The sequence below is a fragment of the Phytohabitans rumicis genome (assembly GCF_011764445.1).
Classification (GTDB): domain Bacteria; phylum Actinomycetota; class Actinomycetes; order Mycobacteriales; family Micromonosporaceae; genus Phytohabitans; species Phytohabitans rumicis.
The window spans coordinates 432,214-453,607 of the sequence record NZ_BLPG01000002.1; the positions used below are offsets into that span (position 1 = coordinate 432,214).

At 72.1% G+C, this 21,394-nt stretch carries 13 protein-coding genes and 2 pseudogenes; 5 read left to right on the plus strand and 10 right to left on the minus strand.

The features are described from left to right. Nucleotides 1-17 precede the first annotated feature (17 nt). Nucleotides 18-401: a hypothetical protein gene (locus Prum_RS45635; protein ID WP_173085504.1), complete on the minus strand. Its 384-nt coding sequence runs from the start codon at nucleotides 399-401 to the stop codon at nucleotides 18-20. 291 nt (nucleotides 402-692) lie between these two features. Here Prum_RS45635 and Prum_RS45640 point away from each other — a divergent pair, with 291 nt between their 5' ends. From Prum_RS45640 to Prum_RS45650, 3 genes are all read left to right on the plus strand, one after another. Next, nucleotides 693-1,508, plus strand: a complete 816-nt coding sequence (locus Prum_RS45640) for a SigB/SigF/SigG family RNA polymerase sigma factor (RefSeq protein WP_218577900.1) — start codon at nucleotides 693-695, stop codon at nucleotides 1,506-1,508. A 309-nt stretch (nucleotides 1,509-1,817) separates the two neighbouring features. Next, nucleotides 1,818-2,198 (plus strand): YciI family protein, encoded by a 381-nt coding sequence (locus Prum_RS45645; RefSeq protein ID WP_173085508.1) that lies wholly within the window; start codon nucleotides 1,818-1,820, stop codon nucleotides 2,196-2,198. Between the two features lie 8 nt (nucleotides 2,199-2,206). Continuing rightward, nucleotides 2,207-3,448 carry an RNA polymerase sigma factor gene (locus Prum_RS45650; RefSeq protein WP_173085510.1) on the plus strand — a complete coding sequence of 414 codons (1,242 nt, stop codon included), beginning with the start codon at nucleotides 2,207-2,209 and terminating at the stop codon, nucleotides 3,446-3,448. On the opposite strand, the gene Prum_RS55960 is transcribed toward Prum_RS45650, so the two are convergent. From Prum_RS55960 to Prum_RS45680, 7 genes and pseudogenes are all read right to left on the minus strand, one after another. Next, nucleotides 3,417-3,803 (minus strand): phospholipase domain-containing protein, encoded by a 387-nt coding sequence (locus Prum_RS55960; RefSeq protein ID WP_486357952.1) that lies wholly within the window; start codon nucleotides 3,801-3,803, stop codon nucleotides 3,417-3,419. The two genes, Prum_RS45650 and Prum_RS55960, sit on opposite strands and share 32 nt — an antisense overlap. 92 nt (nucleotides 3,804-3,895) lie before the next feature. Then, nucleotides 3,896-5,275, minus strand: a pseudogene (locus Prum_RS45655) (phosphocholine-specific phospholipase C); the annotation flags it as partial. Between the two features lie 150 nt (nucleotides 5,276-5,425). Further along, on the minus strand, nucleotides 5,426-7,369 hold the full coding sequence (locus Prum_RS45660) for a potassium transporter Kup (RefSeq protein ID WP_246278770.1): 1,944 nt from the start codon (nucleotides 7,367-7,369) through the stop codon (nucleotides 5,426-5,428). 215 nt (nucleotides 7,370-7,584) lie between these two features. Further along, entirely contained in the window at nucleotides 7,585-9,915 is a 2,331-nt protein-coding gene (locus Prum_RS45665; protein ID WP_173085514.1) for an alpha/beta hydrolase family protein, read from the minus strand. Nucleotides 9,916-10,164: 249 nt separating this feature from the next. Next, nucleotides 10,165-10,662 (minus strand): hypothetical protein, encoded by a 498-nt coding sequence (locus Prum_RS45670; protein ID WP_218577901.1) that lies wholly within the window; start codon nucleotides 10,660-10,662, stop codon nucleotides 10,165-10,167. Further along, nucleotides 10,659-11,678, minus strand: a complete 1,020-nt coding sequence (locus Prum_RS45675) for an RHS repeat-associated core domain-containing protein (RefSeq protein ID WP_173085518.1) — start codon at nucleotides 11,676-11,678, stop codon at nucleotides 10,659-10,661. Before Prum_RS45675 ends, Prum_RS45670 begins: the two co-directional genes overlap by 4 nt. Then, nucleotides 11,675-14,326: a DUF6531 domain-containing protein gene (locus Prum_RS45680; RefSeq protein WP_173085520.1), complete on the minus strand. Its 2,652-nt coding sequence runs from the start codon at nucleotides 14,324-14,326 to the stop codon at nucleotides 11,675-11,677. The genes Prum_RS45675 and Prum_RS45680 overlap by 4 nt, the downstream gene beginning before the upstream one ends. A 276-nt stretch (nucleotides 14,327-14,602) precedes the next feature. On the opposite strand from Prum_RS45680, the pseudogene fxsT reads away from it, so the two are divergent. Both fxsT and Prum_RS45705 read left to right on the plus strand, forming a co-directional pair. Then, nucleotides 14,603-16,666 (plus strand): annotated as a pseudogene (fxsT, locus tag Prum_RS55615) (FxSxx-COOH system tetratricopeptide repeat protein); the annotation flags it as partial. A 98-nt stretch (nucleotides 16,667-16,764) separates the two neighbouring features. Then, nucleotides 16,765-17,556: a tetratricopeptide repeat protein gene (locus tag Prum_RS45705; protein WP_281369172.1), complete on the plus strand. Its 792-nt coding sequence runs from the start codon at nucleotides 16,765-16,767 to the stop codon at nucleotides 17,554-17,556. Here the strand turns inward: Prum_RS45705 and Prum_RS45710 are convergent. Beyond that, nucleotides 17,546-19,135: a xylulokinase gene (locus Prum_RS45710; RefSeq protein WP_173085528.1), complete on the minus strand. Its 1,590-nt coding sequence runs from the start codon at nucleotides 19,133-19,135 to the stop codon at nucleotides 17,546-17,548. The genes Prum_RS45705 and Prum_RS45710 overlap by 11 nt on opposite strands. A 4-nt stretch (nucleotides 19,136-19,139) precedes the next feature. Continuing rightward, entirely contained in the window at nucleotides 19,140-21,356 is a 2,217-nt protein-coding gene (locus Prum_RS45715; RefSeq protein ID WP_173085530.1) for an aminotransferase class III-fold pyridoxal phosphate-dependent enzyme, read from the minus strand. Nucleotides 21,357-21,394 lie beyond the last annotated feature (38 nt).

The following is a 21,394-nucleotide window of genomic DNA, read 5'->3' on the forward strand; positions in this document are numbered from 1 at the left end:
CCACGTCCGTGGCGACGTCATGCAGCCGCCGCCGCGTTCACCCCCAGCTGCACGGTGACCATCCCGGTGGCCTGGTGCACCTGCGGATACGCGAGGGAGGCCGGCTCCGGCCGGCGCCCATCCGGGTGCGGCCGCTCGTGCTGCACCGCGTCCAGCACCAGCGCGCAGGCGATGTCAGCCAACAGCAGCCCGTCGGCGAGCTGGTCACCATCCAGGCCACCGGGCCGCGCGCGGTAAAGGTCCAGGACACCGACCCGGACCGCGCCGACGTGCAGCGGCAGCGCGAACACCGCACCCGCGCCGGCGGATGCTGCCGCGGGCGCGAACATCGGCCACCGGGCCAGGCAGTCCGCGCCCGTCAGGTCGGTAACCAGCGCCGGACCGCCGTCAACAGCGTCCACACCCGGGCGACTGGCTCCTCGGGCGGCTTGTCACCGCACACCCTACGCCCGCACCCCGGCCTCCGCGCAGCCACCGCCACAGCAGCCCCTGGTGCCTACCGGACATCGGCGTAGAGTGATCCGCAGGACCGCCCCTCTCCTCTACACCGACGCGCCTGTCAGCGTTCACGCTGGCACACCAACGCCGCCCGGACCCCGCGGTCACACCCCAGCAACTTCCCGGCGCTCCATCACGAGCGCAGCTCCTTTGCCGGCACACCGCGGCGACTCCCCTATAGGGCGTTGATCACCATGACCATCCTCGCCGAACCAGCCCCGACTACCGCGCCCACCACCGAACAACTGCTGCACCAGCGCGACGACCTGCCGACCGGACATCCCGACCGGGCCCTACTACGCGCCCGGGCCATCGAGGAGAACCTGCCACTGGCCAACCGACTGGCCCGCCGATACGCCGGCCGCGGTGAACCCCTCGAAGACCTGTCCCAGGTCGCCGCCCTCGCCCTGATCACCGCCGTCGACCGCTACGACCCCCGCCGCGCCGTCCCCTTCACCGCCTACGCCGTCCCGACCATCCTCGGCACCCTCAAACGCCACTTCCGCGACACCGCCTGGGCCATCCGGGTACCGCGCTCGACCCAGGAACTAACCCGCGAGATCGTCACCGCCACCGGCGAACTCAGCCAGCTACAGGGCCGCCAGCCAACCCCCGCCGAACTCGCCGACCACCTCCACGTGACCCTCGACGACCTGCAGGCCACGATCGGCGCCCGGCACGCCTACCACCTAGCGTCGCTGAACACGCCACACACCACCGCAGCCGGCATCGACCTCATCGACCTAATCGGCGGCATCGACCCGCGCTACACCGGCGTGGACGAGCACCTGACGCTGCGGCCGCTCCTGGCAGCGCTTCCCACACGGGAACAGCGCATCCTCACCATGCGATTCTTCGGCCACATGACCCAGACCCAGATCGCCGCCGAAATCGGCCTATCCCAGATGCACGTGTCCCGACTGCTGAAGCAAACCCTTACCCGACTTCGGACCGCAATCACCGCCCCGACCGCCGAACCCCCGGCCGGAACAACACATACGCATTCGTGACGCCCGGCCGCTCGCGCACGCCGCCGCCCGTCACACCACACCCGACGGTCGCGAACCCACAACGGGCGCCGAGGTCAAACCCGATGCGGGCAGACCGAAGAAGGCTGCGTAGCAGTAACAGGCCGCGATGGGTCTTGGCGCCAACATCGGTACGCTGCCACCACCATGGCACCTCGACGCACCGCCAAAGCAGCAACGCGACGATCGCGACGGAGGTCAGGACACCGTGGCTGTCGATCCGGGCGGAAGCTGTTCGTATAGGGGGTGAGAGGCCGGTACGGCGCCGGCCCGGCACGGAGGGAGACGACGATGAAGCAGTACCTGCTCAGCATCTACCAACCGGACGGCGATCCGCCCGCACCCGAGATCCTCGAACCGGTAATCCGGGAGGTGGCGGCCGTCAGGCAGGCGATGAAGGACGCCGGGGTGTGGGTGTTCGCCGCCGCGCTGCACCCGCCGAGCACGGCCACCGTCGTCCAGGCCAAGGGCGGCGACATGCTGACCACCGACGGCCCGTACACCGAGGGCAAGGAGCACCTGGGCGGCATCACGATCATCAGGGTGCCCGACCTGGACGCCGCGCTGGAGTGGGCGCGCGCGCTCGCCCGGGCGGTCCAGCTGCCCGAGGAGTACGGCGGGTTCAGCCTGCCGATCGAGGTACGCCCGTTCGAGGACGACGCGGAGCACTGACAGCCGTCATGCCGGCCGCCAGCACCACCGAGATCGACCGGGTGTTCCGGGCGGAGTACGGCCGCGCGGTGGCCGTCCTGGTCCGCGTCTTCGGCGACATCGACATCGCCGAGGAGGCGGTCCAGGACGCGTTCACGATGGCGGTGCAGCGCTGGCCGTCCGCCGGACTGCCGCCGAGCCCGGCGGGCTGGATCATCACCACGGCCCGCAACCGGGCCATCGACCGGCTCCGCCGGGACGCCTCCCGCCAGGACCGGCACGCCCAGGCCGCCCTGCTGTACGGCGCCGGCGAACCGGAGCAGGAGGGTCCCGTGCGCGACGACCGGCTCCGCCTCATCTTCACCTGCTGCCACCCCGCGCTCGCCGTCAACGCCCAGGTCGCGCTCACGCTGCGGCTGCTGGGCGGGCTGACGACCGCGGAGATCGCACGCGCCTTCCTGGTGCCCGAGCCGACCATGGCGCAGCGCCTCGTCCGCGCCAAGGGCAAGATCCGGGACGCGCGGATCCCGTACCGGGTGCCCCGGGACGCCGACCTGCCGGACCGGCTCCGACCCGTGCTGACCGTCGTCTATCTGATCTTCAACGAGGGCTACGCGGCCAGCTCCGGCGACCGGCTCGTGCGCGAGGACCTCTGCGCCGAGGCCATCCGGCTGGGCCGGCTGCTGGCCGACCTGATGCCCGACGAGCCGGAGGTGCTGGGGCTGCTCGCGCTCATGCTGCTGGTCGAGGCGCGCCGGCCCACCCGCACCACGCCGGACGGCGCGCTGGTCCTGCTGGCCGACCAGGACCGCGCCCGCTGGGACCGGGGCCTCATCGCCGAGGGGCAGGCCATCGTGCGCCAATGCTTGCGGCGCAACCGGCCCGGCCCGTACCAGATCCAGGCGGCCATCAACGCCGTGCACAGCGACGCCCCGACGGCGGCGGACACCGACTGGGGCCAGATTCTCCAGCTGTACGACCAGCTCCTCGCCGTCGACCCCAGCCCGGTCGTGGCGCTGCACCGGGCGGTGGCGGTGGCCGAGGTCGACGGCCCGGCGGCGGCGCTCGACCTCGTCGACGGCCTCGACCTCGACGGATACCACGTGTTCCACGCGGTCCGCGCCGACCTGTTGCGCCGCCTGGGCCGGGGCAGGCAAGCCGCGGAGGCGTACGAGGCGGCGATCGCCCGCACCGACAGCACCGCCGAACGCGACTTCCTGCGCCGACAAGCGGACAGTCTCAGACGAGGCCACCCATCGCGGGGTCGCTGATGCTGTCCTCGCCGTCCTCCAGGTGGCCGGCGTAGCGGTACTCGAACGCCGCGTCGCCCTGGACGGTGACGGTGAGGTCGTACCAGCCGCGGGTGCGGGCCGGCGACCAGGTCCGGCGCTCGGTCTGCTGTGGACGCAGCGACAGCCGCACCGGCCGCGAGCCGTACCGGTCCCGCACGGTCACCTCGACGCGCTCCTGTCCTCCATTGTGGAGTTTGAGGCAGACCGCGCCGTCGTCGTACGACGGCCGGACGTCGAGCGCGGCCGGCCCGCCGGCCTTGAACCGGCGGAAGAACCCGTTCGGGCCGTGTACGGACAGGTCGTACCCGGGCGCGAGCGGCCAGGTGTCGGCCAGTCCCCAGCCGGGTTCGACGGTGTAGCACCGCGGGCCCGCGCCGGGCGTACCCCTCGCTCCTGCGCGGGAAGGCGCTGGTCGACCGGCGGGACCGGCGGCTGGTCGGGGTGCCGCACGAGGTCTTCGGGCTTGAAGTCGTCGGTGTCCGGTAGGTCCAGGCGCCGCGAGCGGTTGGGCGTCTTGAAGTCGAACGCGCTCGTCAGGTCGCCGGCGACCGCGCGCCGCCACGGGGTGATGTTCGACTCGACCAGGTCGGGCCGCCCGGCGGCGAAGCGCGCCTCCAGGAACCTGATCAGCGAGGTGTGGTCGAACAGCTGGGAGTTCACCCAGCCGCCCCGGGTCCACGGCGAGACGACGATCATCGGGACGCGGATGCCGAGGCCGTACGGGCCGGGCGCGTACTTGGCGCTGCCGGGGAAGATCTCGTTCGTGACCGGGACGGTCGACAGCCCGTGTGCGCGGGTCTGCGGCGGCGTCGGCGGCACCATGTGGTCGAAGAAGCCGCCCTCCTCGTCGTACGTGACGAACAGGGCCATCTTGCTCCACACCTCGGGGTTGGCCGCGAGGATGTCGATGACGCGGGAGACGTACCAGGAGCCGAACGACGGCTCCCAGTTCGGGTGCTCGGTGTACGCCTCGGGGGCCGCGATCCACGACACCTGCGGCAGCCGGCCCCGCTCGACGTCCGCCCGGAAGTCGGCCAGCAGCCCGTCCGGGTCGCGGCCGAGCGCCTTGATCTGCGTGCCGGTCTTGGCCTTGTCGGCCAGCGGCGTGCCGGGCACGGCGTGCTGGTACTGGTGGAAGTACAGCAGCGAGTTGTCGCCGTAGTTGCCGATGTACGGGTCGCCGGTCCAGCCCCACGACCCGGCGGCGTCGAGGCCGTCGCCGATGTCCTGGTAGACCTTCCAGGAGATGCCGTTGCGCTCCAGCCGCTCCGGGTACGTCGACCAGTCGTACCCGGCCTCGGCGTTGTCGACGACGGGGCCGCCGCCGTTGCCGTCGTTGCCCACCCAGCCGGTCCACATGTGGTACCGGTTGGGGTCCGTCGAGCCCAGCAGCGAGCAGTGGTAGTTGTCGCACACCGTGAACGCGTCGGCGAGCGCGAACTGGTACGGCAGGTCGGCCCGCGTGTGGTACGTCATCGCCGTGACGCCCTTGTTCGGCACCCAGCGGTCGAACCGGCCGCCGTTCCACGCCGCGTGCCCGTCGGTCCAGCCGTGCGGCGGGTCCGGCAGGTAGGTCTGACCGAGGTCCGGCACGTCCGGCCGGAACGGCAGCAGCTCCCCCGCGCCGTTCGGCTGGTGCCAGACGCTCTTGCCGGACGGCAGCGTCACCGGGTGCGGGTCGCCGAACCCGCGGACGCCGCGCAGCGTACCGAAGTAGTGGTCGAACGACCGGTTCTCCCGCATCAGGAAGATGACGTGCTCCACGTCGCGGATCGACCCGGTGCGGTTGTTGGCGGGGATGGCCAGGGCCCGGCTGAGGTCCGCGGGAAGCGCCGCACCGACCGCGGGGCGCCGACCATCTTCAGAAACGTACGGCGGTTGAGCGCGTCCATGGCGCGGACGCTATCGGCGGCCGGTGGACGCCACATGGCTGGCGGTGGATGGTTCTCCGAACGCCTACACCTCGATGTGGGAACCCATGATGACCGTCCGGTCGCGCGGCAGGCCGAAGTGCTCGGCGGCGTCCGCCGTGATGTACGACGTCGCGATGAACAGCCGCTTGCGCCACGGTGCCATCGTCGGCGCGCTCCCCCGCCGCAGCTCGATCTTCGACAGGAAGTAGGACGCCCGGTCCAGCTGTGGCCGCCCCTCGGCCGTGGCCGGATCCAGCCTCCGCAGCGCGCCGGGCACGTCCGGCGTCTCCATGTACCCGAACCGGGCGATGACGTGGGTGATCCCGTCGTCGGCGTAGCCGAGGTCGTCGACGACGATCCGCTCGTCCGGCGGGACGCGGGGCACCGGCTCGGTCTGGATCGACAAGATCAGGACGTGCTCGTGGCGTACCCCGTTGTGCTCGACGTTGGCCCGCATGGCCAGCGGCGCGGTCTCCTTGCCGCGGTTGAGGAAGACGGCCGTGCCCGGCACCCGGACCGTGGCCAGCTCGCCGGCCTGTAGCTGGTCCACGAACTCGCGCAGCGAGCCCTCGCGCCGGGCGCGCGCCGCCGTGACGATGCGGCGTCCGCGCTGCCAGGTCGTCATGACCGTGAACGCGGTCAGGCCGATCAGCAGCGGCAGCCACGCCCCGTGTACCAGCTTGGTGAGGTTGGCCGCGACGAAGAGCAGGTCCACCAGCAGCAGCACGGCGGCGCCGGCGCCGATCAGCCATACCGGCGTGCGCCACCGCGTGCGGGCGACGTAGAAGAACATCAGCGTGGTGATGGTGATCGTCCCGGTCACCGCCATGCCGAACGCGTACGCCAGCGCCGCGCTGCTGCGGAAGGCGAAGACCAGGGTGAGCACCGAGACCATCAGTAGCCAGTTGATCCACGGGACGTAGATCTGGCCGATGGTCGACTCCGAGGTGTGGGTGACCCGCAGCCGGGGCAGGTAGCCGAGCTGGGCGGCCTGGGACGCGACCGAGTACGCCCCGGTGATCACCGCCTGGGAGGCGATCACCGTCGCCGCCGTGGCCAGCAGGACGAGCGGCAGCCGCGCCCATCCCGGCGCGAGGAGGAAGAACGGGCTGCTGATGTGGGCCGGATCCTCGAGGATCAGCGCGCCCTGGCCGAGGTAGCTGAGCACGCACGCGGGAAACACCAGGATCAGCCAGCCCCGGGTGATCGCCCGGCGGCCGAAGTGGCCCATGTCGGCGTACAGCGCCTCGGCGCCGGTGACCGCGAGCACGATCGCGGCCAGCGCGAAGAACGCGACGCCGAAGTGGCCGGCCAGGAAGCCCAGCGCGTACGTCGGCGACAGCGCCTTGAGGATGCCCGGGTGGTCGGCGATGCCGGCGACGCCGCAGGTGCCGATGGCCGCGAACCAGAGGATCATGATGGGGCCGAACAGCCGGCCGACGGCCGCGGTCCCCCGCCGCTGCACCAGGAACAGCAGCACGATGATCACCGCGGTGACCGGCACGACCAGGTCTTCTAGGGACGGCTCGACGACCTTGACGCCCTCGACCGCGGACAGCACCGAGATCGCCGGGGTGATCATGCTGTCGCCGAAGAACAGCGCGGCGCCGAAGATCCCCAGTCCGGCCAGCACCCCCGCGGCGCGCCGGCCCCGCAGCCCCGTCGACCGCCGCAGCAGCGTGATCAGTGCCATGATCCCGCCCTCGCCGTTGTTGTCGGCGCGCATCGCGAGCAGCACGTAGGTCACCGTCACGATGATCATCACCGACCAGAACACGAGCGACACCACGCCGAACACGTTCTCCGTGCTGACCGGGACGGGGTGCGGGTCGCTCGGGTTGAAGACGGTCTGGAGGGTGTAGATCGGGCTGGTCCCGATGTCGCCGAACACCACGCCGAGCGCGCCGACCACCACCGCGAGGCGCACCGTGTCGTGCGCACCCGGCGCTTGGGCGGCCGGCCCGGCCGGTTCCTGCCGATCGGTCACGGCGCTACTCCCTCCGAGCGGATCGCCACGGACACATGATCCATGGCGCATCCTGCCCGGACGGTACCGACCCGGCGAGCGCTCTGACCTGCGACTCGTCGATCAAGGATTTCCGTGTCGATCAAGGGCGAAAGGTCGTGGATCGGAGATCAAACCACGGCCGTTCGCCCTTGATCGGCGGCAAGAGGGGCCGGGCGCGGGGCCCGGCGGTGGGGCTAGGCGTCGTCGTCTTGGACGGTTAGTTGGCCGTAGGCGTCGCCTACCGCGGCGCCGGTGACGGCCTTGACGGCGACGACGTACGACCGGGTGTCACCGGCCTGCGTGTTGCCGGTCACCTGGATGGGGATGGCGATGGTGGTGCTGCCCGGCGGGACCGACACCACGCTCGCCGACGCGACGCCGGTCAGCGGGTCCACCACGAACACCCGCACCTGGCCGTTGCCGCTGCCGGTGACCCGCGCCGGCACCTGGTACGTCGTGGTCCCGGAGTTGCCCTCCGCGACGGTCAGCTCGCCCAGGTCGACGCGCGGCAGGGACAGCGGCTGCGGCGCCGGCAGGCCGGGCCGCCAGCCCCAGGCGTCGATCAGCCAGATCCGGGTCCAGGTCTGGCCGGTACGCGGGATCAGCTCCAGCGTCGCGATCTGGGCCAGGTTGAGGCCGGCCGCCGTGGCGTTGGTCAGCGGCATCCGGATCTCCTGGGCCCACTCCGAGTTGGTCTGCGTCGGGTACGGCAGCGCGTCCAGGGTCGCGCTGCCGAGGACCGCCCGCCGGCCGGCCGAGTCGGTGATCGCCACGTCGAGGCCCACGCCCGTGTTGTTTCCGGCCAGGGCGACCCGCAGCGCCACCTGCTGGGCGTTCGAGATGGAGACCGGCACCGGCGGCCGGATCGTCACCGGCGTGCCCGGCGCGTCCCAGTTCACCTGGACGGCGTACCGGCCGGCCTCCGGGCGGATCCGCTCGAACCGCGCGAAGTGCGGCGACACCGAGCTGTCACAGGTGGTCGGGCTCGAGTCCGTGGTGGCCACCTGCTCGCACAGCCGGCCGCCGGTGCCACTGACCACGGTGGACGCGTCGGGCACCACCAGGCGCGTCCGGTTGGCGCCCGCGGCGTCGCTGAGCACGACGGCCGGGTCCACCGAGGGCGCGCGCACGCCCGAGCCGTCCAGCAGCGGGCGTACCTGGTCGTTGCCGGCCACGAAGGTGGCCGCGGCCGCGGCGGCGTAGGTGGCGCCGACCTTCTGCTGCTGGTCCGGCGTCAGCCGCAGCGGCGAGACCGCCCGGCAGGTCGGGTCGTGCGGGCTCGGGTAGTCGTCGAACGACGGTGCCGCCGAGAGTCCCGGCGTCCACTCGGTGTTGAAGTAGTTGTGGTTGGCGCCGATCACGTAGATCGCGCCGTGCAGGGCGAATCCGCGGCTCACCGCGCGGGTCGCGTCGACGTACAGCTGCCCTTCCAGGTCGGAGATGTCCCCGTCGCAGCCGGGCAGGATCGTCATCGACGGCACGTCGGGGGCCGGGTTCTGCCCGTTGATGGTCGGGCCGATGAGCGCCAGGCCGCGGATCTGCCAGCGCACCGTCCCGGTGTACCCGTCCTGGCCGGCCGGCGGCGGGGTGAGGCTGTCGACGGCGGCGCGGCTGACGCCTTCCCCGCCCCGGGAGTGGCCGACCAGCAGGACCCGGGTCATGTCGGTCACCGGGGCCGACCGCACGATGGCCGGGGCGCTGGGACGGCCCGAGCCGGCCCAGTCGGCCCAGCGCGCCAGGTGCGTGCGGACCAGCGACGAGCGGGCCTGCGCACCGCCGTCCGCGGGTGGCAGGCCGACGCCGTCCTGGGCGTTGATGCCGTTCGCGGAGATCGACACGGTCACGTATCCCTGCGAGGCCAGCAGCTGCTGCGCCCGCTGGTAGCCGCGGTAGCTGGGCAGCGAGGTCCAGCCGGCCGGGCACGGCCAGGCCAGCGTCGGCTCCGCGGTGCCCTGGTAGCAGGTGGCGTGCCGGCCGTGCAGGAAGAGCACGAGCGGCCGCGACCCGGACGTGCCCTGCGGGGCGATGACCAGGCCGCGCATCTCCACCGGCGCCGGGAACCCGGGCAGAGGCACGTCGGACAGGGCGTACTCGCCGGAGATGGTGGAATACGGACCGGCCACGCCCGGATCGACCGCGTTCGGCGGCAGTTGAGCCGCCGCCAGGGCCGGCTGCGCGGTGCCCGCGCGCGGCGCCGCCGCCTCGACGTCGAGGCGCCGCCCGCCCGCGTGGACCTGCAGGTCGGTCAGGCTCCGCCCGGCGACGCCGTCGACGCTCAAGTGGAAACCGCGCTGGTCCGGCTCCGCCGACGGTCGGCCCAGCAGCCGGTCACCGGCGTAGAACTCGACCATCGCGTCGCCGATCGGCACCCGCTTCGGCGCGTGCCAGCTCACTTCGTACCCTGTCGTGGTTTTGCGCAGCTCCCAGCCGGCCGGCGGATCGGGATCCGCCTGTGCGGCGCTGCCGCCGCCGATCACCAACGCGAGTGCCAACCCAGCCGTCATCGCGGCTCTGCCGACGCGCATCGACGTCCTCCCCCGTGTATTCCGTTGTGGTCGGGGCGCGCCCACCGCTTCGGGAGCGCTCCCACGCCCGCCGATTCTAGGCGCCGGCGCGCACACCGATCAATGCCGATGAGCTCAACGGACGGCGATCAAGGACTTTCCCGCCGATCAAGGGCAAACGGTCGTGGATCCGAGATCAAAGCACGACCGTTCGCCCTTGATCGACGCGGGAGTCCTTGATCGACGCGGGAGGCCCGATCGACGCGGACGTCACAGGGTCTCGCGCCAGCGGACGCTCTGCTTGGTCCAGTGCTCCAGCGGGGCCGCGTCGTGCCCGTCGCCGGCGTTGCCGTCCTTGTAGGTGAAGACCTTCGCCGGGTTGATGCTGCCCGATGCCTGGGTCGAGGCGTTGGTGAGGTTGAACTCGACCACCCATCGGGCGTCCTGGTCGATGCCCACGACCTTCCAATTCAGCTCGTACGAGCCGAGGAACGCCTGCGCCAGCGGCATCCCGAACTGACCGTAGGTCAGGACCGACGTCAGGTTGTCGATCGCGGAGCGTGCGCGCTCGCGCGGCGACTGATGCGCGTAGCGGAACGGCTGCTCGTCCTCGAAGATACAATTCTCGATCTTCGATCGGATGATTCCGCGGGCGGCGGCGACGTGGGGCAGTGCCTGGATCAGCGTCGTGAAGTAGTCGCCGTCGCGGAAATACTCGATGTCGTAGCAGGAGTAGTTCGGCCCGGGATGCGGCAGGAGCGGCATCACGGTGGCAAGACCGCAGCCTTGCGCCTCGGCCTGCACCCACTGCAATCCCAACTCGTACGGCCCGAGGTTGTTGGAACCCGGTGGGTTGCAGTACTCGGGGGTGGCGTCGGAGCAGGTGGGCGGCGCGGGGATGCCGAACTGGGCGCCGCACGGGGGCTTGCCGAGGGCGGCCACCGCCCCCAACAGGCCCCCTGCATGATCGCCCCGCCAATCCCGGCCACGGCCACGCCGACGGCCTCTCCGATCGCCGCGCCGGCCTCGTCACCCAGGGTCGGCACCAGCTGGCCGATCAGCTCGCCCAGACCGCCGAGCACGTCCGGGAACGGCCGGGTGCCCTGCGGATCGACCATGTTTACCGGGTCGTTGTCGGCGTACGCGTACGGGCTTGTCACGTCGCCTTCGCCGAGGCGCGCCACGACCGGGTCCCGGGTACGGAACCGGCCGATCGTCGGGTCGTACGTGCGGGCGCGCAGGTAGACGATCGAGTCGAAGGCCAGTTCGCCACGGTAGCCGAAGCGCGGCGTCCAGGCATCGTCCACATTGGGCTGACCGAAGGCGTCGAAGGCCGACGCCCGCGCCCACGCCGCCGTCTGTTCCGTACGGATGGTGGAGCCGAAGGCGTCGCGGGCGAAGGTCGCCGAGCCGCCGTCCGAGTGTGCGAACAGCCGGCTGTACCCGTAGACGAAATCCGCGTCCCGTTCGCCGTTGTCGTTGCCGCCGTCGACCTCCACGCGCTGGGTGAGGATCTGCGGCGTCGGCTCGGCCACGTTCCACCGGTACCGGAATGTGCGCCGGCGCTCGGGCCGCTGCCGCCCGAGGTCCGTCAGGACAAGGCGGGCGAGCAGGCCGTCACCGTCGTAGGTCGCGTCGACCGTGCGGGTGCGGCCGGCGTGGCCGCCGGGTCCAAAGTGGTCGATCCGGACCGGCAGGCCGAACGCGTCGTACCCGATCGTGAGCCGGCCTTCCGGCCCCACCTGCTCGACCAGCCGACCCAGCTCGTCATGTCGATAGGTCACCCGTTCGGCCCACCGTGGTCGGCGTCGTCCGCGCGGTCGCGATCCCGGTCCGTCTCCGCGGCCTGGATCTGGTCCGCCGCGTCGTAGCTGAGCCGGGTGGTGGTGCGGCGGCGGCCGATCCTGGTCCGGTTGCCCGCCGGATCGTACGCGCAACGGAGCGTGCCGTCGGGCTGGCCGGTCGCGGATATCAGCTGTCCGGCCGGGTCGTACTCGAAGCGCTGCTCACGGCCGTGCTCGGTGACGGCGACGATCCGGCCGTCGGCGTCCCGCGCGACGACCGCGTCGACCTGCGTGCGCTGGCCGCGCCGTTCCTCGTACCGGGCCAGCAGGCCGCCCGCGTCGTACCGGTAGTGGCGGGACCAGCCGTCCGGCAGCCACTCGTGCAGCAGGCGACCGGCGGCGTCCAATGTGTACTCGACCGCGCCGGCCAGCGGGTCCCGCAGCCAGATCAGCCGGTCGTTCGGGTCGTAACGGTAGTCGACCTTCAGGCCGTTCGGGTACTGCAACGCGACCCGCCGGCCGGCGGCATCGTACGTCCACGACAGCACGGACGAGTCCGGACCCACGACCGTGAGGAGCCGCCCGGCCGGGTCGTACGCGTACCTGGTGGTGCCCGTCTGGTCGGTCATCAGCGTGCGGCGACCGAGCGCGTCGTGCTGGAACGACACCTCGGCCGCGCCCTCGGCGAACCGGCGCACGAGGTTCCCCGTGAGGTCGTACGCCATCCGCACCATGGCCCCGGTCGGATCGGTGACGGCGGTCAACCGGTCGCCGCCGGTCGGGTCGGTTCGGGAGATCACCCGGCCGGCGGTGTCATAGGCCGTACGCCAAAGGGCCCCGCTCGCGTCGATCCGCACCGTCATCCGGTCGGCGTCGTCGTACTCGTACCGGGTGGTGCCGCCGGCCGCGTCGACCACCTCCACTACGTTGCCCCGCGCGTCGTACCGCATGGACTCGGCGCCGTCCGGGCCGCCGACGCCGTTACGCCGGCCCGCGCCGTCGTAGGTGTACGTCGTCACGATGCCGGTCGGGTCGGTCACGCTGGTCAGCCGGTCCAGGTCGTCGTAGGCGTACGTCACGACGCCGCCGGACGCGCTCGTGGCGGTGGCGAGCCGGCCCGCGCCGTCGTACCCGTAGCTCGTCGTCCCGCCCAGCTCGTCGACGCGGGCGACCAGGCGATCCTCGGCGTCGAACTCGTGGTGCCTCACCGCGCCGCTCGGGTCGGTGCTGCTCAGCAACATCCCCGACGCGGTGTACGCGTACTGCGTGACCCCACCGGTCGGATCCACCGCCGCGGCCAGCCGGCCGGCGGCGTCATAGCGGTAGCGCGTGGTCGCGCCCAGCGGAGTGATCACCGCGGCGTGCCGGCCCGTCGCGTCGTACTCGTGACGGGTCGTGTCCCCGGCCGGGTTGGTCACCGCCACGAGCCGCCGGCCGCTGTCGTACTCCAGCGTCGTCTTCGCACCCTCGGCGTCGATCACCTCGGTGATCAGGTCGTCCACCACGGTCAGCCGGGTGGTCGCACCGGTCGGATCGACGACCCGCGACGGCAGTCGGTTGCCGGCGTCATAGGCGTGCCGGATCACGGCTCCCGTCGGATCCGTGCGGCTCGTCACCCGGTCCTGTTCGTCATAGGAGTACGCGGTGACGCGACCCCCGTCCGTCTGGCGCAGGACGTTGCCGCGCGGGTCGTACGTCCGGGTGAGCAGCCGCCCGTCCGGCAGCTCGACCGCGGCCAACCGGCCGTCGCCGTCGAACACCTGCCGACGAGCGCGTCCACTCTGATCCACGACGGCCAGCAACCGGCCATCGGCGTCGTGCCGGTACGTGCTCCGGGTGCCGCCGGGCGCGACCGTGACGGTCGTGACACCGTCGCCGCCGTAGTCTAAGTCCAGCGTCCGGCCCCCGAAGCTCTGCCGCGCCACCTGCCCCGAGGCGTCGTACGCGGTCACGACGGCGTCCCGCCCGCCCGGGTCGACCACCCGCTCGAGCTGACCGGCCGGCGTCGTCACGTACCGGCTCACCCCACCGTCCGCACCGGTCACCGCGGACAGCACACCGGCGTCGGTGTAGCTGTACGTGACGATGCGCCCGTCCGAAGCCTCGGCGGCGGCCAGCCGGCCCGCGGCATCGTAGGACAGCCCCAACCGGTGGCCGGTCGAGTGCGCGGCGGACACGAGGCGGCCGGCCGGGTCGTACTCCAGCGCGAGGCGGCCGCCCTGGCCGGCACGCTCGGTCACCCGCCCCGATGCCGCGACCGTCCACGTCTGTCCTGATCGGAACCGCAGCCGGAAACCGTCGCCGTCGTGGCTCAGGTCGGCGTCCAGATCGGCCGGCCGCCGGTAGCCGTCGCCGTCCGGCGCGAACGTGAGGACACGCCCGTCGTCGTCGTGGAACTGCACCGCGCCCTCCTCCTGCACGGCGAGGTGGGCACTGAGTGAAGCCGTCCACCCCACACCGAACAGGCGGCCCGTGAGGTCCCGCGAATTGTACGTGCGCCCCCACACCAGCAGCGCCACCGGAAATCGAAGGTCGGTTATCGCCTTGGTGTAGTTGCCGATCGCCGTGTTGACGCCGTCACCGGCGAAGCCGCAGCTGACATGCGCGCCGAACAATTCCACAGCCGGCCGCGCGAGCAATGATGTCATGAGTTTTCCCCGTGCCTCAGGCCATCAGAAAAGCGAAGGCTATCAATTGACCACAAGGTCGTTCAACGTATTGACGCTTTTACGACCCGCGCGGTTCCCGCGTCGATCAAGGACTTTCGCGTCGATCAAGGGCGAATGGCCGCGGAAAAGAGATCCAACCACGGCCGTTTGCCCTTGATCGACGCGAAAGGGGCCCTGGCGCGGGGAAAGGCGTGTCGCTAAGTGGACAGTGGGGTGTCGGGCGCGGGTGGTGGGCGGTACGGCATGGTGTTGTCCATGTCGCGTACCGAGCCCGTCGACGTGTTCGTCAGCTACGCGGGTCCGGATCGGCCGTGGGCCGAGTGGGTCGCCGCGCAGGTTATCGGTGCCGGGCTGTCGGTCGAGCTGGACGTGTGGGACTGGGCCGCCGGCAGCAACGCGGTGCTGAACATGAACGACGCGCTGGCCCGGGCCGACCGGGTGGTCGCGCTGTACTCGGCGGCCTACTTCGACCGGACCCGGTTCACTGTGGACGAGTGGCCGGCCGTCATGGCGCAGCGCGCCGACGCCAACGGCCGGCGCCGGCTGGTGCCGCTGCGGGTCGAGGAGGTCGCGCCGCCGCCGATCCTCGCGCCGCTGGTGTACAAGGACCTGTTCGGACTGGACGAGCAGCGGGCGCGCGAGCAGGTGCGCACGGCCGTACTCGGTCCGGAGCGCCCGCAGGGGCCGGTCCGCTTCCCCGGCGCGTCCGACGGCGTGCGGGTGCCGGGCACGCGCCCGGCGGTGTGGAACGTGCCGCGGCGGCTGGCCGCGTTCACCGGCCGCACCGCGTTGCTGGCCGGGCTGCGGGAGCGGCTGACCGGCGGGGAGCGGGCCGTCGTGCAGGCGCTGCACGGCATGGGCGGCGTCGGCAAGACGCAGCTGGCCATCGAGTACGCCCACCTGTTCGCCGGGGACTACGAGCTGGTGTGGTGGATCGACGCCGAGCAGCCGGAACTGATCGGCGAGCAGATCAACGCGCTCGCGGTGCGGGCGGGGTGGGTGGACCCGGGAACGCCGGACGCCGCCGCCACCGCGACCGCCGTGGAGCGGTTGCGGGCGCTCTCCCGGTGGCTGGTGGTCTTCGACAACGCCGACTCGGCCGCCCATCTGGGGCCGTGGTTGCCGCCGCAGACCGGCCACACCGTGATCACCTCGCGGAGCGCGGCGTTCGCGGGCGTGGCGGTGCCGGTGGAGGTGGACGTGTTCACCCGCGGCGAGTCGGTGAGCCTGGTCCGGCAGTACCTGCCGGCGCTGTCCGACCGCGAGGCCGGCCGGTTGGCCGAGGCCGTGGGCGATCTGCCGCTGGCCCTGGCGCAGGCGGTCGGGTTGATGGACGAGACCCGGATGCCGGTGACCGACTACCTGACCGAGCTGGTGGCGCACGCCGGGGCCCTGCTGGCCGAGGGCAAGCCGTTGGGGTATCCGGCCCCGCTGGCGGCCGCGGTCGAGATGTCGGCCAGCCGCCTGGAGGTCGAGGATCCCGCCGCCGCCGACCTGCTGCGCATGTCCGCGCACCTGGCGCCCGAACCCATCCCGCTGGCCTGGTTCAGCGCGGCACCCGCCGACGCGCTGGACGAGCCGCTGGCCGCCGTCGTGTCCGCGCCGCTGGCGTTCCGCCGCAGCCTGGGCCGGCTGTCCCGGCTGGGGCTGGCCCGGGTGACCGCGGACACGATCCAGCTGCACCGGCTCACCCAGGCGGTCCTGCGCGACGGGCGCCCGGCGGCGGACCGGCAGCGGGACCGGCAGCGGGCCGAACGCCTGCTCGCCGCGAACGCGCCCGGGGACGACGGCACCGACCCGCAAGCCTGGCCGGCCTGGTCCGCGCTGCTGCCGCACCTGCTGGCCCTCGACCCCGCCACGGTCGGCAGAGCCCTGCGCGGCACCGCCTGCGTCGCGTTGTGGTACCTGCTGATGCGCGGCGACTACCGCGTCGTGCTGCCGCTGGCGCAGTCGTGGCACCCCGAATGGCTGGAGCGGCACGGCCCCGACAACAACCACACCCTCTGGGCCGCCGGCGTGATCGCCACGGCGCACGACTTCCTCGGCCACTACGAGCAGGCCCGCGCCATCAACGCGGACCTCCTGGCGCGCCGCCGCCAGATGCTCGGCGACGACCACATCGACACCCTGTCCGCGGCCAACAACCTGGCCAACAACCTGCACGCGCTGCGGGACTACGAGCAGGCCCGCACGCTGGACGAGGACACCCTGGCCCGCCGGCGCCGCGCCCTCGGCGAGGACCACGCGCACACCTTGACCTCCGCCAGCAATCTCGCCAACGACATGCGGGCGCTGGGCAACGCCGAGCAGGCCCGCGCCCTGGACGAGGACACCCTGGCCCGGCGCCGCAGCGCCCTGGGCGACGACCACCCGACACGCTGTCGTCGGCCAACAACCTGGCCATCAACCTGCGCCGGCTGGGCGATGCCGAGCAGGCCCAGGCGCTGGACGAGGAGACCCTGGCCCGGCGCCGCCGCGTCCTCGGCGACGATCATCCCAGCACTCTCACGTCGGCCAACAACCTCGCCATCAACCTGCGGGCGTTGGGCGATCCCGAGCAGGCGCGCGCCCTGGACGAGGAGACCCTGGCCCGCCGCCGCCGCGTCCTCGGCGACGACCACCCCGACACCCTCTCCACGGCCAACAACCTCGCCGTCGACCTGTACCAGGTGGGTGACTACGAGGGGGCCCGCGCGCTGGACGAGGACACCCTGGCCCGCCGCCGCCGGACCCTGGGCGACGACCACCCGCACACCCTGTCGTCGGCCAACAACCTCGCCATCAACCTGCGCCGGGTGGGCGATCCCGAGCGGGCCCGCGCGCTGGACGAGGACACCCTGGCCCGCCGCCGCCGCGTCCTCGGCGAGGACCACCCGGACACCCTGGCCTCCGCCAGCAAGCTGGCCAACGACCTGCGCCAGGTGGGCGACCACGAGGGGGCGCGGGTCCTGGACGAGGAGGCTCTGGCCGGCCGCCGCCGCAAGCTCGGCGAGGACCACCCGGACACCCTGCATTCGGCCAACAACCTCGCCGTCGACCTGTACCACCTCGGGGACCACGAGGGGGCCTGCGCCCTGGACGAGGACACCCTGGAGCGCCGGCGCCGGACCCTCGGCGAGGACCACCCGGACACCCGCACCTCCGAGAGCAACCTGGCCATCAACCGGCGGAAGCTGGGTCGCGGCGGCCCCGCGGGGGTCAGCGGTTGAGGCGGCGGTAGATCGGGGCCAGCCGCTTGTGCAGGTCCTGGTACACCGCGAAGATCTCGTCGTACGTGGCGTGGGCGGCCGTGCCGGGCTCGAAGACGTGGTCGTTACGCATCAGGCCGGGGATGTCGGCGTACGAGATCATGCCGGCGCCCACCGCGCCGATCCAGCCGGCGCCGCGGGCGTTGACGGCCACGGGCCGGGCGTCCCGGCGCATCTCGATGCCGAGCACGTCGGCGAAGATCTGGCACCACGAGTCCGACCGCGCGCCGCCGCCGGTGATGACCATCGAGGTGACCGGCGTGCCGAGGAACCGGTCCACGGCCTTGGCCAGCCAGCGGGTGTTCAGCGCGACCCCCTCGAATACCGCGCGCAGCAGGTCCGAGCGGCTGGTGTCGAGCGAGATGTTGAAGAAGCCGGCGCGCAGGTTGGGGTCGTCGACGGGGGCGCGCTCGCCGTACAGCCACGGGGTGTAGAGCACGCCGTTGGCGCCGGGCGGCACGGTCGGCAGGATCTTGTCGAACGCGTCGAAGATGGAGCCCTCGTCGCGGCTGATGTGCCCGGCGCCGACCAGCGGGTCGTCCCACTCCACGACCTTGTCGCGCAGCCAGGTCAGGTTGGCGCCGGCGGTCGCCTGCAGGGCGGTCATCAGGTACCGGCCGGGCACCGCGCACGGCAGCGCCGCGATCTGGGCGCGCACGTCGGTCTTCTTGCGCGGCACGTGCGCCGCGATCCAGGACGAGGTGCCCAGGTACAGGTGCGGCTCGTTGTCGCCGACCGTGCCGGCGCCGACCGCGGCGGCGGTGTTGTCGATGGCGCCGGCCACCACCTGGACGGACGGCGGCAGTCCCAGATGCGCGGCGGCGGACGGGGACAGCGTGCCGATCACCTCGGTGCAGGCGACGATCGGGGGCAGCTTGCCGGCGTCGATCCCGCAGTCGGCGACCAGCGCCGGCGCGTACCGGATGTCGCCGGGCCGCCGGTTGTCGGTGACCCACGAGGTGAGGATCGAGTCCACCGTGGCCACCGTGCGGCCGGTCAGCTTGAGGTTGATCCAGTCCAGCACGTTCAGGAACGTGGCGGTCCGCTCGTACACCTCGGGCATCTCGTCCCGGACGAGCAGCATGTGCGCGGCGGGGTCCTTGCCGGTCGTGGACGGCACGCCGCCGGTCAGGCGCAGCCAGCGCGCGACCCGGCGCGCCGACATGCCGCCCACCGACGGGGTCCCGCCGAACTGCTTGCGCAGGTGCGGCGCCCCGCGCATGTCGAGCCAGGTGATGCACCGGGTCAGCGGCGCGCCGTGCGCGTCGACGGCGATGGTGCCCTCGCCCTGGGTGGAGGAGCACACGGTGGTGACGGCCCGCAGGTGGTCGGGGTGGGCCCGGCCGAGGTCGGCCACCGCCTCGCCCAGCGCGTCCCACCACGCGAGCGGGTCCTGCTCGGCGCCGCCGCCCGGCAGCACATGCAGCGGGACCGCCCGCTCGGCCCACCCGGTGACCGTGCCGTCGGCCGCGACCAGGGCGGCCTTCATACCCGAGGTGCCCAGATCGATCGCGAGGATCTGCGGTGCCGTCACTCCCACCCGGTCAGACCCCCTCGACCTGCGCGAACACCTGGTCGAAGCGGTCCAGCGCCGCGTCGATGACCGCGTCGGTGTCGGCCATCGACGTGTACATCCGGGAGCCGGCGAGGGTGATGATGCCGTGCGCGGTGTACGCGGCGCCCATCTGCTCCATCAGCCGCTTGCGGGCCTTGTTCTCCTTGAGGAGCTTGAGCGGGCTGCGCATGTCCAGCAGCATGACGCCGCTGCACTCCAGGTGCACGATCGACCCCTGGTTGTACGCGACGTACGGCAGGCCGTACTTGTCGATGAGGCGCCGCAGGCCGCGGGTGAGCCGGTCGCCGGCCCGGCCGGCGATGACCGGCGCGTTGGTGCGGGCCATCTCCTGGATCGCGAAGTAGCCGGCGGCGCACGAGAGCGGGTTGGCCGACAGCGTGCCGCCGACCTGGATGTGCGCGCCGCTCTTGCCGTCGAGCCCGGAGCCGAACGCGTTCATGATCTCGGCGCGGCCGCCGACCCCGCCGGCCATCGGGTAGCCGCCGGACACCGCCTTGCCGAAGACGGTCAGGTCAGGGGTGACGCCGAAGTAGCCGGCCGCGCCGCCGAGGCCCACCCGGAACCCGGTGACCACCTCGTCGAAGACCAGCATGGCGCCGAACTCGTCGCACAGCGCCCGGACCTTCGCGTTGAAGTCGCGCGGCACCGGTCGGGTGCCGGACTCGGGCCCGAGCGGCTCCACGATGACCGCCGCGGTGCCGCCGCGCAGCCTGTTCTCGATCAGCTTGCGGCGCAGTTCCCCCACGCTGTGCGGGAACGCCTCCCGGGTGCGGGCGGTGGCGCCGAACGGGATGCCCTTGGCGTTCATCCGGAACGAGCCGGGGACGCGCAGGCCGTACACCATGGTGTCGGACCAGCCGTGGTAGGCGCCGCCCACCTTGATCACCATCTTGTGGCCGGTGACCGCGCGGGCGGCGCGGACGGCCGCCATCACGGCCTCCGTCCCGGAGCCGAGCGACCGGTACATCTCCACGTGCGGCATGTACTGGTTGATAATCTCGGCGAGCTTCAGCTCGTACTCGTGGAACAGGCCGGTCACCGGGCCGGACTCCCGGATGACGGCCGCCACCTGCTCGTTCACCGGGGCGTAGTTGCTGCCGAGGATCGTCGGCCCGCCGGCCTGCAGGAAGTCGATGTACGTGTTGCCGTCGCGGTCGGTCAGGTAGGCGCCCTCGGCCCGGTCGATCGCGAGCGGGAACGGGTAGTTGAACGCCAGGTTGTGCTGCACGCCGCCGGGGATGCGCTGCTTGGCCCGGTCGGTGATCTCCTTGCTGCCCCGGCACTTGGTCTCGAAGTAGTTCAGCACGTCGAGCAGAGCGTCGTGCCGCAGCCCGCGCACCGGCTGCGCCACGAGCGCCTTCAGCCGCCGCATGGTGTCCGGCACGTCGAGGTACTCGCTGATGGCATAGCCCGGCGTTTCGCCGGGGTCGGCCTCTTCGGCCGCCACGGCGTCCGCGCTGGGCGGTGCCTCATCATCGGGTACGCGCAGAGGGGTCACCGCCTCGGTGATCTGCGCCGCGATGCGCCGCTCGTCCTTGCGCAGCTTGCTGAAGGCGATCTCCCGGATGGCGGTCGGGATGGTGTAGACCTTCCCGGTCTCGGTGGTGAGCGCCAGCAGGTAGGCGATGGACACCTTCTCCAGCAGCGCCATGTTGAACACGGCCCGGTCCGGGTCGGTGCCGAGGGCGATGATGCCGTGGTTGGCGATGATGAACGCATTGTCGCCGTTGGCGACCTTCTTCTGGACGTTCTTGGCCAGGAACCCGGTGCCGGACGGGGCGTAGTCGACGATCGCGACCCGCTTGCCGAGGAAGCGCACCTGCTCGTCGGTCAGCGCCGGGATCTCCTTGCGCAGGAAGGCCAGCGCCGACGCGTACGGCTGGTGGGTGTGCACGATCGCGTTGACGTCCGGCCGGTCGCGGTAGACGTTGGCGTGCATCCCGCACTCGATCGACGGCTTGAGCTCCACGCCGGAGCCGTCGGGCACGTGCTTGCCGGCGAAGTCGACGATGCAGATGTCCTCCACCCGCATCTTGTCGTAGTCGTAGTTGCTCGGCGTGACCGCGTACAGCTGGTGGCCGGGGACGCGGACCGAGACGTTGCCCTCGGTGGCCTTGAGGTAGCCGCGCTCGAGCATGGTGCGGCACATGTCGACGACGTGCTGGCGGGAGGTGCGGTGCTCCATGAAAGGTATGGTCTCCGCTCTCCGGCCACAAATCACCG